This window comes from Paludibacterium flexuosum (genome assembly GCF_037076605.1).
Classification (GTDB): domain Bacteria; phylum Pseudomonadota; class Gammaproteobacteria; order Burkholderiales; family Chromobacteriaceae; genus Paludibacterium.
Map to the genome: position 1 here is coordinate 836,280 of NZ_AP029060.1, position 14,661 is coordinate 850,940.

A 14,661-nucleotide genomic window follows, 5' to 3' on the forward strand; every position below is an offset into this window, starting at 1 on the left:
TACGTCCATGTCTTCCTTGCAGCAGTACCTGCAGCAGGCCACCCGGGCGGCACACCAGCATCTCGACCAGCATGCCTTGCTGCGCCCCCTGCTGCACAAGGCGCTGAGCCGGCAAAGTTATGGCGATGCGCTGGCAGCCCTGCATGGCCTCTATGCCGAAAGCGAACGCGTGATTCTCGCCAGCCAGGCCCTCATGGCCAACGGTTTCGACTACCGGCCCCGACGCCGGCTGCCCTCCCTGCAGCAAGACCTGCAGGCACTGCAGCGGCAACCCTGGGCACTGCGGCAAGCCCTTCAGACGCCGGGCGACACGGCGGAATGGATCGGTTATCTGTACACCCTGGAAGGCTCGGCACTGGGCGGGCAGTTCATTGCCCGCAAGGTGAGAGAAACACTGGGGGAGACCATTCCCCTGAGGTTTTTTCATGGTCGCGGCAGACAGACCGAGGCGCTGTGGCAGGACTTCCTGCATTATGCCGAGGCGACCTGCCCGCCCGCTCAATACCCGGCAGCGGCGCGCGGTGCCGACAGGGTCTTCCGGCTGTTCGCCGCACATCTCGACCAGCTGACCGGACAACACACTCAGAACAACTCGATGTCGTCGGCTTTGGGCGCCACCGGCTGAGGCAGGACATCACTGGCCAGATCGGCCTTGACCTGGGCAATGGCCTGCTGCAGGTCATGCAGAATGGCCGCCGTGTCGACCTTGTCCTGATACAGATCCTGGGCAGACTGCACCGCATCGCGCGTCATGCGCTGCAACTCGAACTCCTGTCGCTCACTCAGCCCCAGATGCAGGAAGGCGTCCTCGATATCCTTGACCAGCTTGCCGAGAATCTGCTCGCTGGCATGGCGCTGCTGGCCATGGTGCTGCTCGATCCCGGTCATCACCTGGCTATTGTGCTCGAGGATCTGCAGCAGCCGTTCGCTGCGCTCGCGCGTGGCCAGATACAGACCCAGCGTACTCATGCGAATATCGACCGACTCCGCCAGCATGGCCGCCACGTCCTTGATGCGAGCGTAACGTTCCGGCTCATCCGTTGGCATATTGTCGATGATCAGCGTCACGGCCGGGTAGTTGAACGCCGAGCGGGAACCAAGATCGACGATGCGATCCTGATTGGCCATATTGCTCAGCACGGAGACTTCCAGTGGCGAACAGGGGCCATGATGGCTAAAGGACCATGAGGCCTCTCGGCTGCGCAGCTGGATGCTGGCGGTGAGCTGATCATCCGACAGCGCCGACAGCGCGGCCTCGGCCAGCGCGGGATAGGCGTGCAAGGTGGCGGCACGTCGCAGAAAACCCAGTATGCGGCCGGCATCGCCGGCACTTTCCAGCGCCACATTGGCGGTCTTTGCCGCCGCCTGCGCCAGGGACCGCAAGGCTCTCTGCTGACGAATGTATTGCTGCATGGCCTTGAGCTTTTCCCGCAGCTCTTCGGCGGAAAACGGCTTGGTGATATAGTCCTGCCCCCGGCCTCATAGCCCCTGAGACGATCTTCCAGCCCGGTGCGGGCCGACACGAAGATTACCGGAATGTGGGCCACGCCCTCTTCTGCCTTGAAGCGCCGGCAGACGCTGTAGCCATCCAGGTCAGCCAGTTGCACGTCGAGCAAAATCATATCCGGCTGCATCGTGCGTGCCTGCACCAGCCCATCACTGGCCGTCGCCGCGTGGGCAAGCACGAAATCCTCGCCAAGAATGGCCTCCAGCTGAATGGCAATCAGATCATGGTCATCCACCAGCAAAATTTTCTTGCCCATGCGCCGACTCCCTGTTCAGCGAGGCCCGCCCTGCAAGGCCCGCAGTGCACGCAAATGCCCGGCCACATCCAGACCATTCAGATACAGACCGGAAATCTGTTCGGCCGTCTGACGCAGCATCTGCGCCACCGCCGCCTCCTGTTGCTGCGTCAGGCTCAGCCGGATAAAGGTGTTTTCCATCTCGATCAGCATGCTGTCCAGAATCTGCTCGGTCTGTGCCCGATTGGTCTGGTGGCGTGCATCAATCTCGGCCAGCGCGGTCATCGCGGCCTGCAACAGCTGTGACTGTCTGGCGGCCGCGGCATCCTTTTCCTGTTGCAGACCGGCGGCCAGTTCGCGTTCACGCAACAGTGCCTCGGCGCCCAGGGCCTCGAGCCGCGCCTGGCAACCTTCAACGATCAGGGCCAGATTGTCGCGCAGGCGTCCGGCACGCTCACCATCCTCCACCGGCATGTTCTTGATCAGCAGCGTAATACCATGATCGTTGAAGACGGTCTGGCGACCGAGGCTGCGAATACGGTCTGTACCGGCCAGATGGGTCAACACCCCTTCTTCCACGGCAGACACGGCACCGCGCTGGCTGCGAAACAGGCAGTCATCCATGCTGCGCAGAGCGACACAGGCATCCAGCTGATATTCGCTGCAGGCCTGCAACAGCACCTCGGCCAGTTCCGCCAGGCCATGGCAGGAAAATCCCTGACGCAGGCTTTGCAAAACCACGCCAAGCTCGGCCACCGATGACATGGCGGTCATGGCGGTCTGGAAGGCTTCGCGCGAGTTGTCACTCAGGCGCACCCGTTCGCTGGCATGCTTGAGCACCACCCCGACCTTGGCCAGCAATTCGGCAGGGTTGACCGGCTTGCTGACAAAATCATCACCACCGGCCTCATAGGCCGCCAGACGATCTTCTTCCGACACGCCGGCCGAGACGAACAGCACCGGGATTTCACTGGTCTGGCCATCGGCACGCAGAGCGCGGCAGACACTGAAGCCATCCTGCCCCGGCATCAGGATATCCAGCAGCACCAATTGCGGCAGATGCTGCTGGGCCATGCTCAGGGCCATCTCGCCGTTTTCAGCCTCCAGCACCTGGTAGTCCTGCTGCAAGGCGGCGCTGACAAAGGCCCGCGGCAGGGCTTCATCGTCCACAACGAGAATCGTTGGCCGTTCTGTCATGCACGCCTCCTGTCGCGGTTGAGCGATGTAAAAATCACCTCGTCTATATGAAATATAGTGAGGCACCTGCTAGGAAGGCAATTTGCCCATGAGGGTAGTCAGGCTGCTGCCAAAATGAAACTGGTAGAAGGCATCGAGGCTGCCGTCGCTGCGCATTTTCTGTATTTCACGATCAATCCGGTCACGCAGCGCCGCCAGCCCCGGGCGCAGGGCCAGGGGCTGGGGACGCATGGCCACCACCTCCGGCAGGCGGCGGATGCCATTGGCCAGATCCGGGTCAATGCCCTGGGTCAGGAAAGGGTCATCCAGGATCAGGTCGACCCGGCCGCGGGCCAGCAGGCTGACCGCCTCGTCCGCGTCCAGCGCCTCGACCCGCTGATAGCGATGATCGTTTTGCACACTGAAGGGATAATCATAGGCATTGACCCAGGCAAGGCGCCGGTTGCCAAATTGTGCCGCATCGAAATGCGAGTCCTGACTGGTGGCGGGCACCCAGGCATACAACACCCAGCTCACCAGCGTCTGACGCGTGGTCAGCCATCCGGCCGGCGCATGCTTGCCGGCGGCAAAAGCCACCATGTCCACCTTGTCCTGCTTCATCAGTTTCTGACAACCGGACAAAGACATGAAACGGTAGTGAACCGAGACATCCGGCAGACGTTGCAGCGCATTGGCCAACAAACCACGCACCTGACCCTCTTCCTGATACACAAAGGGATACCAGGGCTCGGCACAGAGCAGCAGCGGATGCGCTGCCACAGGCGCCAGCCAGGCGCCCAGCAGCCATAAGCAGCCACGTTTCATCCGGTTCTCCTGAAAAACACGCTGACCACCTTTATCTGTTTAATCCAGCATCGACTATAAGCGCAGCGGCATCCGCTCATTATGACATTTAGCAACTCACAATAGATATTTCAGGACGTAGGCAACTTACCCTGTTCCATCATGGCTGCACGTTGCCGGTACTGCGCCACGATATTGTGATAGTCCGCCGTCTGACGAAACGCCTGCAAGGCACGGCGCAGACGTTCGACCTCCGCAGCGGGCGTCCCGCGCGACACCACCATCCACAGCGAGATGGCCTGCAAGGCCGTACGCTGCACGCCATGCAGACCGGTACGAAATTGTTGCCGATAGGGGCTTTGCATCATTTGCTGCCAGCTGGCATAGACATCCATTTCCTGCGTCAGCAACACCCCGGCCTGACCATTGATCAGGGCCAGGTAATTGCTGCTCATGTCATCTGCCGTCTGCAGCGGCAGACCGGCGGCGCGCGCCATGGCGGCAGAGGCACTGCCCAGCCGGGTCACGACCTTGACCCTGGCGCGCTGAATGGCCGCCCAGTCGCGATAGACCGGACGGCCCTGCAAGGTAAAGGCCAGCACCCTGTCTTCCACCATCACCCCCACCCACTGCCAGTGCGCCTCACGTTCCGGTACGCGCGCCAGCCCGACCAGCAGGGCGCCGGGGCTTTCCTCGGCCTCTTTCTGCGCTCGGAGCCAGGGAGCGGGTCGTGCCAGCTGCACCGGCAGATTGGCCAGCCGCAATGTCCCTGCGGCAATTTCCAGCGTCAGACCGCGCAGATCATTCAGCGACGGCCCGAGCACCCGCTGATAGTCCCCGAGCGGCGAGACATGCAAGACCAGCGGGGAGGCCAGGACACTCATGGCACTGAACCACAGCAACATGCCAGACAGACAGGACCTGAGGCGCATGAGCCACTCCGATGTTAAGTGTTCTGATTGAGGTATAAGCGCTGCCACCGCACAGTCAACGTAGGGATCAGCGGCCTTCGGGAGCGGGTGCCTGCGCCCCCAGCCAGGCGGCCACCGCCTGCCAGGCCTGGGCAACCGGCACCAGCGCCCCGGCCAGCTGCGCCGGCCGCTCGCTCTCCTGCTCCAGCCTCTGCGCCGCCTCCCCCAGCGCCATGGCACCCACCATGCGGGCAGCACCCTTCAGCCGATGGGCATACCAGCGGACCCGCTCCGGCAGCTGCTCGTGCACGGCCTGCTGCAAGGCTTGCCAGTCATCGGCTTCACTGTCGAGAAAATCCCGAATCAGGTCGGCCTCGATCGCCGCATCCCCCTGGCTGTACATGGCCAGCACCTGACGATCGATCACCCCGCCGGCAGCGCCTTCAGGCGGCGGCACCACAGACGCTGCCACGCCGTCCGCCATCGCCAGTTGCCGGGTCGGCAACCAGCGCGCCAGTGCCTGCTGCAGCACCTGCAAACCGAGCGGCTTGCCCAATACTTCATCAATGCCGCTGGCCAGCGCCTGCGGCAAGGCATCACTGGCGACATCCGCCGTACAGGCCAGAATCGGAATCCGTGACGGGCTCGCCCGCATCGCCTCCACCTGACGAACCTCGCGTGCCAGCTGCAATCCATCCATCACCGGCATATGGCAATCGGTGAGGATCAGCGAGACGCGCTGTGCCAGCCAGCAATCCAGCGCCTGGCGACCGTCCTCGGCCAGCAAGCAGGGAATGCCGAGGCGCTCGAGCTGCATGGCGATCAATTTGCGGTTGACCGGGTTATCCTCCACCACCAGCAGCGGTGCGGGGAGGTCGAAAGCCAGTGCGGTATCGATGGCCGGTGCGACAGCCATCGAATGAATCCGGGCGGCATCGGCCAGCCGCAGACGCAAGGTCAGGCTGATCGCGGTCCCCTCGCCCGGCCGGCTTTGCATGGCGACTTCACCCGCCATCAGCCCCGCCAGACGACGACAGATCGCCAGGCCCAGCCCGGTGCCGCCAAAACGCCGGGTAGTACTGCTTTCTGCCTGAGTAAAGGGCTGAAACAGCTGCGCCTGCTGTTCCGGCGCGATGCCGATCCCGCTGTCGCGGCAGGAGAAGCGCAGCGTCTGGCTGTGGTCGTCACCTGCCAGCACCTCCAGACACAACAACACCTGCCCCTGCTCGGTAAACTTGACCGCATTGCTGAGGAAATTCTGCAGAATCTGCCGCAGGCGCAGTGGATCCACCTCATAAGCCGGTGCCAGGGTAGCCGGCAGCTCAAGCCGGTACTGCAACGACTTGCGCTCAGCCGTTTCGCGATACAGCGCATGCACGCTGCGCAACAGGGCGACGAGATCGACCGCCTCCGGACTCAGCTGCATGCGTCCGGCCTCGATCTTGGAGAAATCGAGAATATCGTCGATCAACCGCAGCAAGGTGTGGGCCGAAGTCTGGACCGACGTCAGCGAATCGAGACGCTGAGCATCGCTTTCGCCCAGCCGCAGTAATTCCAGCAGCCCGAGAATGCCATTCAGCGGCGTCCGGATCTCGTGGCTGATGGTCGCCAGAAAGGCACTCTTGGCGGCATTGGCCTGATCCGCCTGCTCGCGCGCGACTTCCAGTGCCTGCTGCTGGCTCTTCAGCTCGGTGATATCCGCACGCAGGCACACCGTGCCCAGCCCCGGAATCTGCCGGTCATTGGCCATATACCAACGAGTCCCGATCTGCAGCACAAAGGAGGCTTCCGGCAAACGGTGGCGCCTGACCCGTTCGGCCAGCCAGCCCTCCGGGGTATAGCCCGGCTCGGTCTGCTCGTCTGCCCGCATCATCGACAGGCGCACCAGCGACTCAAAGCTTTCACCCACCACCTGATCTGCCGCGATGCCGTCGAAAAACAGATCGGTGTATTGCTGATTACAGATAATCAGCAAGTCCTCGACGTCGTAGAAGGCAAAGGCCTCCGGCAAGGCCTCGATGGCCGCGCCCAGGCGATGCCGGGCCTGAGCCGCGCTGTCGCGCGCCTCGCGCAAGGCCAGCTCATTGCGCTTGATGGTGGTGATGTCGGTACAAGACAAAATCACACCATCGGCCGGATGGCCATCATGCAGCAGCCGCGACTCGAACAACAGCCAGACCTCATCGTGCGAGCGGGCACGGCAGGCCAGCTCACAGCGCTGAGCCGGCACCCCTGACCGGACATGCTCGATTTGCTGCTGCAGTGCCGGCCATTGCTCGCTCTCGCCCAGCAAGAGCGCCAGATCCCCCAGCACCAGCGCCGACGCCTCCACACCCAGCATCTGGCACACCGGATGATTGACCTTGAGGAGACGGTTGCGATCGTCGAGCAAAATCAACCCGGCCGGCGACGCCTTGAAAATGCCGTCGAGTTCGCGCATAACCTGCCCCAGGCGCTCGCTCGACTGCTTGCGCGCCTCCTCCTCCAGCACGAAGCCCAGCAGGCTGACATACAGGGCCAACAGGGCATCATCGCTGCCATGCAGCGCTTTGACGTCAGGCCCCCACAGGGCAATGATGCCCCCCGTTCCCTGCTGCAGGGAGACCGGATAGACATGCCAGCGCGCATCCGCGCGCCACCCGGCCTGCAGCTCACTCAGTGGCCCGCGCTGATCGCGCGTCACCCCCGTCGGGCCGGCACTGGCACGGCATCGATACATGACGGCCTGATGCAGTCCCCGGGTTTCCAGCAAAACCCCGCCTTCGCTGCCGGCATAGCGCTGCAAGACCGCCAGCAACTCATCGAAGATCGCTTCGCGCAAAATCGGGGTAAACAGCAGGTTTTGCAGCCGCGAAACATCAGACAACAGCCGCAGGCTGTATTGCCGTGCCTGCTCGGCATGAAAGCGCTGCTGGTCATCGCGCACAATGACCAGCACCCCCTGCAGCAAGCCCCCCAGACGGATCCGGCTGGCAATCAGACTGATGTGCAAGGGCTGCGCATTCCCGCCTCTCGCCTGGGTTTCGATCTCCTGCCCGCTCTCGGCCAGTTGCAGCAAGCGCCGGTGATCCAGCCCGGGTTCGGAGATCAACTCCTGCAGATAACAGGCGGTCAATTGCGCTTCACTCAAGGCGAACAGGCTTTGTGCCCCCCGATTGGCCATGAACAGCCGACCGGCCGGATTGACCAGCATGATGGCTTCGCGCGCCGCATCCTGAACCGCACTGAACAAATCGAGAGGGCGCAGCACCCGGCGCAGCAGCCAGAGAAACAGTACCGCATTCAGCAAGATGGCCAGCAGCAGAATCAGCAGATGCCCCATCAGGGCATTCACCGCGCCGGCCGACTGACGCGCAATATGCTGTTGCAGCAGACGATCGGCCTGCTGGCGAAGATGCTGCAACACGTTGGTTAGCGCGACAACCGACTGCACATAGCCGGTATCGGCCACCCCCGAGGGCGGCATGTCATGACTCCGCGTCATGAAGACCTGAAACGCTTGCGCCAGTTCACCGCCCTGCCAGCCGCCGGCCACCGGCGGCAAGGACGGGAGATCCTCCTGCAACTGACTGAGCACATTGGCGGCCAGTTGACGATTGATTTCCTGTCCCGCCTCCATCGTGTCATTCAGGGGATGGCCCAGCTGATGACGCGCCAGACGCGCCGTCTGATCGGACTGCACCCGCTGATGAATTTGCCAAAGTGACAATTGCAGCGACTGCAGCCGGGCGGTCTCCTCATCGACATCACCACTCATCTTGCGCCGCAACTGGTTGGCGATTTGCCAGGAGGGAGACAGCAGGCGTTCGGAGGCCAGCATCAATTCGAACGACAGGGTTTCATCCGGCAGCGGCGCCGCACCCGCCAACCGCTGCCAGATCGTCAGACGCAAGCTCTGCATATGCGCCAGACTGGTCTGCAGGCGCAACAGCCTGGCCCGGTCGGCCAGTGCCGGCCGGGCCAGCCACAAACTCAAAGCCTGACCATAGCCTGCCTCGGCTAGCGCGGCCTGGCGCTGCCACGACAATCGTTGTGCCGGCGCCGGCAGGACACGGCCGGTCAGCCAGGCCTGGTACTGCTGCGACTCGAGCGCGACGCCATCGGCAGACTGCATCAGCAGGCGATTGATCTGGTCGACCGTATCCGTCAGCTGCACATGGCGATAGGCTTCGATGGCACGGGAGATCAGCAGGCCGTAGCCGACCAGCTGAATCAGCGTGATGACCAGCATGATCAGCAACAGACTGCGCTTGATCTTGCGGATGGCACTTTCGTCGCGGACCGGCTTGTCCATGTGCAGGCTCGTCAAAGGGCGGTGCCGAACAGGGCCTGAACCTGCGCCATCTGTTCCTGCGGCAGATCGGCAATCGCCAGACTGGCGATGCCATACACCGACTGAAACCGTTGCAGCACATCCAGATGTTGGGCGGACAAACGCACCCCGCGATCCAGTAGTTCGCGCCCGGCCTGGTCCAGCAAGGGACGCGCCAGCATGTCGCCGGGCCTTGCCTCTGCCAGCGCACACGGTCGCAGGTAGCGCTCCAGCAACTGAGTCAGGTCCTGACTCTGCTTCGGCACCATTGGCCGCTCGAAGGTCAGGCTGTCATATTCACTGCCGGTAGCGATCGCAAAGTAGGAAAACGGGTCAATGGCAGGCCGCGGCCGCGACAGCGCCGCCTGCAGATTCTTTTCAATATCGTTGGGTTTGGGCGGCTTGATAATGAAACCGTCGGCATGCAGCTTCGCAGCCAGCAGGATATTGCTGCGATCGGGATGCGCAGACAGAAACACGAAAGGCAAATCGGGAGACTGGGGGGTCGCTGCACAGCGCAGCATCTTCAGCAGATCCATGCCGTTGACCGGCGACATCTGCATGTCGCACAGCACCAGATCGGCCTTGCGCACCGCCAGCACATGCAAGGCATGGTTGCCATCCGTGGCTTGCAGAATATTGTCCGGCACGACACCGAAACTGCGCAGAACCTGGCCAACCAGTGTACGGACCAGCAACTGGTCATCGACCACCAGAATTCTTGCGTGTGGCAAGTCCACACTCATCGCCGTCCCCTCGTGTCGCCTGATGCCTCAGGCAGCATGCCAGGCCATGCATATACTATATGTCATTAATTGTTTTTTATTGCCATGCAATAAAGATACTCAGCCGGTCGGCGCGTTCAACACCTTGGCCAACTCGGCATCCGTGACGAGGATATGCTGCTGCAGCCAGTCGGTCAGAAAGGCCAGCAGGCCATCCAGCTCGGCGGGCGACAGCGCGGCCAGTTGCGCCGCATAGAGATGCACCCTTTCGCTGAAGGCACGATGTGCCGCGAGATGCCGTGCCAGATAGTCTGGATCCAGTGCGGCAACGCGCATCAGCGACTCTTCCGTCTCGAAGTGGAAAAGGACGTAGTGCTCCAGCCGCCGGACAATCAGCTTCAGCGCGGCCAGATCGCCGGCCTGCTCACGCCAGCGCTGCAGATCATCGAGAATGGCAAACAGCGCCTGGTGCTGCAGGTCGATGGTTTGATGGCCGATGGCGAAACGGGCATCCCAGCTGATGGGCATCGGAAGTTCCTCCGCACGGCCATGAGAAAGCCGTCAGTTTTCTTCCTATTTGTAATCGCTGCGGCGGACAAGGCAATCACCTTCCGCACAGTCTCTGATGCAGATCAGCCGGCAGGGCAATTGGCGGGAACGTCAGGCGGGAGAAAGGATGTCCGGCCACGGCGGGCACCGGACGGACGGGCGATCAGGGTTTGACCCGCTGCACGCAAGCCTGGGCCTCATTGGCCAGCTTGACCGCCTCGGCTACCGCCTGGGCGGCGCGCTGCGAGGCACTGGCCGCCAGGGCCGAGGCCTGCAGGGCGGTTTCTTCGGCTTGCTGGGCGGCCGCCTCTGCCGCGGCCGCCGCCGCGGCAGAGGCCGATGCAGCGGCTTCGGCCGCCGCTTCGGCGGCCATCTGCGCCGCCCTGGCTGCCGCCTCGGCAATGGGAATGACGGCACTGAGCGAGGCCTCGCGCGCGGCATTGGCCGCCCAGCGTGCCGCCAGCGCCGACATCTCCGCTGCCACCGCCGCACGCTCGGCAGCCTCCCTGGCATGCTGAGTCAGTTCGCTCAGCGAGCGCAAGGTCTCGCCATAGCGGGCATTCACCACCAGATAGCCCTCACGCAGACTACCCATTTCCGTTTCCAGCGAGATCAGTCTTGCTTGAATCTGTTCCAGGGCTTCAGACATGGAATCCTCATCATCGGGGGCAATGGCTGCCAGACAGGGAGACTGGCATGCAGGAGCGCAGAGTGTAACCCCTTTCGCGCGGTAATGCAGGCAGCGGCATCCGGCATAAAAAAGTCCAGCCAAGGCTGGCTGGACCGGATCAGGCGAATACTGAGCGCGGAGAGCGGGACGTGCTCAGGCTCCCGCCCCGTGCGCCTGCACATCGGCATGGTAGCTGGAGCGCACCATGGCACCCACCGCGGCATGCTTGAAGCCCATGGCATAGGCCTCGCGCTCGAACATGGCGAAGGTGTCCGGGTGCACATAGCGCAACACCGGCAAATGGCCGTCAGACGGCTGCAGGTACTGGCCGATGGTCAGCATGTCGACGTTGTGGGCGCGCAGATCACGCATCACCTCGAGAATTTCCTCGTCCGTCTCGCCCAGACCGACCATCAGGCCGGACTTGGTCAGCACGTCGGGGCGCTTGGCCTTGTAGTCGCGCAGCAGTTGCAGCGAATGCGCGTAATCGGCACCCGGACGGGCCTGCTTGTACAGACGCGGCACGGTTTCCAGGTTGTGGTTCATCACATCCGGCGGCGTCTGGCCCAGGATGTCGATGGCAATCTCCAGCCGGCCGCGGAAATCCGGCACCAGCACTTCGATCTGGGTATCGGGCGACAAACGACGCACTTCACGGATGCATTCGGCAAAATGCTCGGCACCGCCATCGCGCAGGTCATCGCGATCGACCGAGGTCACCACCACATAGCGCAGACGCATCGCCAGCACCGACTCAGCCAGATGCAGCGGCTCATTGGTGTCCAGCGGATTAGGACGGCCGTGGCCCACGTCGCAGAACGGGCAGCGACGGGTGCAGATATCGCCCATGATCATGAAGGTTGCCGTGCCCTTGCTGAAGCACTCGCCAATATTCGGACAGGTCGCTTCCTCGCAGACGGTATGCAGCTTCTGCGAGCGCAGGATGGCCTTGATTTCGTGGAAACGTTCGCCGGTCGGCAGCTTGGCGCGAATCCATTCCGGCTTCTTCAGTTTCTGTTCCAGCGGCACGACCTTGATCGGAATGCGTGCGGTCTTGGCAGCGCCCTTGTGCTTGACGCCCGTGCTGTTTTCCGGCTTCAAACTGCTCTCCTCGTTACACCGTCAGCTGGCGTTCCAGATGCGGCAGCAGCCTGTCGGCCACCTGCTGCACAGAATCGCTCACACCGAGGTCTTTCAGTTGCGTCACCCGCAGGTTGGGATAACCGCAGGGGTTGATCCAGCCAAATGGCGTCAGATCCATGTCCACATTCAGTGACAGGCCGTGATAGACCGCACCGTTTTTGATGCGCAGGCCCAGCGAGGCCACCTTGGCACCCGCCACATACACCCCGGGGGCATCCACGTCGCCATTGGCACGGATATCGTATTCGGCCAGGGTGTCGATGACGGTCTGCTCCAGCCGGCGCACCAGTTCGCGCACGCCAATGTGCATGCGCTTGAAATCGATCAGCGGATACACCACCAGCTGACCCGGCCCGTGATAGGTGACCTGTCCGCCGCGATCAGTGCGCACGACCGGAATCGGCAGATCACTGCGCAGCAGGTGCTCGGTCTTGCCGGCCAGGCCGAGGGTGTACACCGGCGGATGCTCCAGCACCCAGATCTCGTCCGGGGTACGGTCATCACGCGCATCGGTAAAGGCCTTCATGGCTTCCAGCGTCGGCGCGTACTCGACCTGGCCAAGGAAATGGATGGCGCGGCTCACTTACAGCACCACCTTCACCATGTGGTGACTGGTCAGGGCCAGGTAAATGGTGTCGAGCTGCTGGCGCGAGGTGGCGGTCACCGTCACCGTTGCCGACAGGTAGCGGCCGCTGCTGCTTTCGCGCAGCACGACATCATGCTCGGCCAGATCGGGAGCATGCACCCGCACCACCTCGAAGATGGTTGCGGCAAAGGCGTCATGCCGTTCGCCCATGATCTTGAGCGGAAAACGGCAGGGGAATTCAAGGAGTTCCTTGCTGGGCTGGGTCATGGCTTGTTCTTTCACTTCAGGCGCAGCGTGCGTCAATCCCCAGCAGATGCGGGCATTTTTGCGCAGTACAACCGTTAATGCGGCAAGCATTATACACCCGTGTACGCTCAGACCGACAGCCAACACATGACGCAACGCAACAAGCGCCTTTCGGCCCGCGCACGATGCTGATAATCTGCTCAGACAAATCAAAGAAATCAATCAGGACAAAGAGATATGAAGCAAGACTATCTGGAGCGCATCCTTACCGCCCGCGTCTATGACGTGGCGGTTGAGACCCCGCTGGAAGAAGCCCCCAATCTGTCGCGTCGCTGCGGCAACCGCATTCTGCTCAAGCGCGAAGACCTGCAGCCCGTGTTCTCCTTCAAGATTCGCGGCGCCTACAACAAGATGTCGCGCCTGACAGCGGAAGAACTGGCTCGCGGGGTGATTACCGCCTCGGCCGGCAACCATGCCCAGGGCGTCGCCCTGTCGGCTCAGCGCCTGGGCTGCAAGGCCACCATCGTCATGCCGGTCACCACACCGCAGATCAAGATCGACTCGGTCCTGCGCCGCGGCGGTCAGGTAGTGCTGCACGGCGACTCCTTCTCCGACGCCTATCAGCACGCGGTACAACTGGAAAAACAGACCGGCGCCACCTATATCCCGCCGTTTGACGACCCGGACGTGATTGCCGGTCAGGGCACGGTCGGCATGGAGATCCTGCGCCAGCACCCCGGCCACATTGATGCCGTCTTTGTCGCCATCGGCGGCGGCGGCCTGGCGGCCGGCGTGGCGTCCTACATCAAGCGACTCAAGCCGGAAATCCGTGTTATCGGGGTGCAGCCGGTCGATTCCGATGCCATGAATCAGTCGATTCGCCAGGGCGAACGCGTCGAACTCAAGGATGTCGGCCTGTTTGCCGATGGCGTGGCCGTCAAGCTGGTGGGGCAGGAAACCTTCCGCCTGTGCCGTGAGCTGCTGGATGAAATCATCCTGGTCGACACCGATGCCATCTGTGCCGCCATCAAGGACATTTTCGAAGACACCCGCTCGATCGCCGAACCGGCCGGCGCCCTGGCCGTCGCCGGTGCCAAGGCCTATATCGAACGCGAGGGAGTCAGCAATCAAACGCTGGTGGCCATCAACTGTGGCGCCAACATGAACTTCGACCGGCTGCGCCACGTCTCCGAGCGCTCGGAACTGGGCGAGCGACGCGAAGCCATCCTGGCCGTCGCCATCCCGGAAAAACCCGGCAGCTTCAAACAGTTCTGCAGCCTGGTTGGCACGCGCAACATCACCGAGTTCAACTACCGCTATGCCGATACCCAGCTGGCGCATGTGTTTGTCGGCATCCAGATCAGCAAGCGCGAAGACGTGACGCAACTGCTGGGGGAGCTGTCCGCGGCCGGCCTCGAAGGGCTGGATCTGACCGACAATGAACTGGCCAAGCTGCATATTCGCCACCTGGTCGGGGGGCATGCCCCCTCGCTGCGCGACGAGCGCGTGGTGCACTTCGAATTCCCCGAACGCCCCGGCGCCCTGATGCGCTTCCTCGAGGCCATGCGCACCGACTGGAACATCAGCCTGTTCCACTACCGCAACCATGGTGCCGATTATGGCCGGGTGCTGGTTGGCATCCAGGTGCCGGTCAGCGACAATGTGGCCTTTCAGCAATTCCTGGACCAGCTTGGCTACCCGTATGTCGACGAAACCGACAACCCGGCCTACAAGCTGTTCCTCGGCCAAACCCGCTAACTCAAGGAAGATGACGGACAGAACCGAATCAGCAAACCC

General features: G+C 62.6%; 12 protein-coding genes and 1 pseudogene. 2 read left to right on the forward strand and 11 right to left on the reverse strand.

Annotated features, from left to right (window positions below):
* Positions 1 to 7: 7 nt before the first annotated feature.
* Positions 8 to 625 (forward strand): biliverdin-producing heme oxygenase, encoded by a 618-nt coding sequence (locus AACH39_RS04075; RefSeq protein ID WP_338620958.1) that lies wholly within the window; start codon positions 8 to 10, stop codon positions 623 to 625.
* Here the strand turns inward: AACH39_RS04075 and AACH39_RS04080 are convergent.
* The 11 genes from AACH39_RS04080 to AACH39_RS04130 all read right to left on the reverse strand — a co-directional run bounded on the left by AACH39_RS04080 (position 583) and on the right by AACH39_RS04130 (position 12,885).
* Positions 583 to 1,413 carry a hypothetical protein gene (locus AACH39_RS04080; RefSeq protein WP_338620959.1) on the reverse strand — a complete coding sequence of 277 codons (831 nt, stop codon included), beginning with the start codon at positions 1,411 to 1,413 and terminating at the stop codon, positions 583 to 585. The two genes, AACH39_RS04075 and AACH39_RS04080, sit on opposite strands and share 43 nt — an antisense overlap.
* Before the next feature lie 365 nt (positions 1,414 to 1,778).
* Positions 1,779 to 2,939 carry a response regulator gene (locus AACH39_RS04085; protein ID WP_215782308.1) on the reverse strand — a complete coding sequence of 387 codons (1,161 nt, stop codon included), beginning with the start codon at positions 2,937 to 2,939 and terminating at the stop codon, positions 1,779 to 1,781.
* Positions 2,940 to 3,008: 69 nt separating this feature from the next.
* The gene (locus AACH39_RS04090; RefSeq protein WP_338620960.1) at positions 3,009 to 3,743 is read right to left on the reverse strand and encodes a transporter substrate-binding domain-containing protein; all 735 of its coding nucleotides are present in this window, start codon (positions 3,741 to 3,743) and stop codon (positions 3,009 to 3,011) included.
* 110 nt (positions 3,744 to 3,853) lie between these two features.
* Entirely contained in the window at positions 3,854 to 4,654 is an 801-nt protein-coding gene (locus tag AACH39_RS04095; RefSeq protein WP_338620961.1) for a hypothetical protein, read from the reverse strand.
* Between the two features lie 67 nt (positions 4,655 to 4,721).
* Complete coding sequence (locus AACH39_RS04100; RefSeq protein WP_338620962.1) at positions 4,722 to 8,927, reverse strand: ATP-binding protein; 4,206 nt, start codon at positions 8,925 to 8,927, stop codon at positions 4,722 to 4,724.
* 11 nt (positions 8,928 to 8,938) lie between these two features.
* On the reverse strand, positions 8,939 to 9,685 hold the full coding sequence (locus AACH39_RS04105) for a response regulator (protein ID WP_252346230.1): 747 nt from the start codon (positions 9,683 to 9,685) through the stop codon (positions 8,939 to 8,941).
* A 105-nt stretch (positions 9,686 to 9,790) separates the two neighbouring features.
* On the reverse strand, positions 9,791 to 10,198 hold the full coding sequence (locus AACH39_RS04110) for a hemerythrin family protein (protein WP_338620963.1): 408 nt from the start codon (positions 10,196 to 10,198) through the stop codon (positions 9,791 to 9,793).
* Between the two features lie 184 nt (positions 10,199 to 10,382).
* Positions 10,383 to 10,868 (reverse strand): hypothetical protein, encoded by a 486-nt coding sequence (locus AACH39_RS04115; protein WP_338620964.1) that lies wholly within the window; start codon positions 10,866 to 10,868, stop codon positions 10,383 to 10,385.
* 174 nt (positions 10,869 to 11,042) lie between these two features.
* On the reverse strand, positions 11,043 to 11,990 hold the full coding sequence (gene lipA / locus AACH39_RS04120; protein WP_215782301.1) for a lipoyl synthase: 948 nt from the start codon (positions 11,988 to 11,990) through the stop codon (positions 11,043 to 11,045).
* Positions 11,991 to 12,003: 13 nt separating this feature from the next.
* Entirely contained in the window at positions 12,004 to 12,615 is a 612-nt protein-coding gene (gene lipB, locus AACH39_RS04125; protein ID WP_338620965.1) for a lipoyl(octanoyl) transferase LipB, read from the reverse strand.
* Complete coding sequence (locus tag AACH39_RS04130; RefSeq protein ID WP_215782300.1) at positions 12,616 to 12,885, reverse strand: DUF493 domain-containing protein; 270 nt, start codon at positions 12,883 to 12,885, stop codon at positions 12,616 to 12,618.
* Positions 12,886 to 13,083: 198 nt separating this feature from the next.
* Here AACH39_RS04130 and ilvA point away from each other — a divergent pair.
* A pseudogene (ilvA, locus tag AACH39_RS04135) lies at positions 13,084 to 14,622 on the forward strand (threonine ammonia-lyase, biosynthetic); the annotation flags it as partial.
* Positions 14,623 to 14,661: the final 39 nt, after the last annotated feature.

Bases quoted from the DNA above. Each gene is read 5' to 3' on its own strand.
- AACH39_RS04095 (WP_338620961.1), bottom strand. From the start codon at position 4,654: ATGCGCCTCAGGTCCTGTCTGTCTGGCATGTTGCTGTGGTTCAGTGCC.
- AACH39_RS04130 (WP_215782300.1), bottom strand. From the start codon at position 12,885: ATGACCCAGCCCAGCAAGGAACTCCTTGAATTCCCCTGCCGTTTTCCG.
- AACH39_RS04075 (WP_338620958.1), top strand. From the start codon at position 8: ATGTCTTCCTTGCAGCAGTACCTGCAGCAGGCCACCCGGGCGGCACAC.
- AACH39_RS04080 (WP_338620959.1), bottom strand. From the start codon at position 1,413: ATGCAGCAATACATTCGTCAGCAGAGAGCCTTGCGGTCCCTGGCGCAG.
- AACH39_RS04115 (WP_338620964.1), bottom strand. From the start codon at position 10,868: ATGTCTGAAGCCCTGGAACAGATTCAAGCAAGACTGATCTCGCTGGAA.
- AACH39_RS04090 (WP_338620960.1), bottom strand. From the start codon at position 3,743: ATGAAACGTGGCTGCTTATGGCTGCTGGGCGCCTGGCTGGCGCCTGTG.
- AACH39_RS04100 (WP_338620962.1), bottom strand. From the start codon at position 8,927: ATGGACAAGCCGGTCCGCGACGAAAGTGCCATCCGCAAGATCAAGCGC.
- AACH39_RS04085 (WP_215782308.1), bottom strand. From the start codon at position 2,939: ATGACAGAACGGCCAACGATTCTCGTTGTGGACGATGAAGCCCTGCCG.
- AACH39_RS04110 (WP_338620963.1), bottom strand. From the start codon at position 10,198: ATGCCCATCAGCTGGGATGCCCGTTTCGCCATCGGCCATCAAACCATC.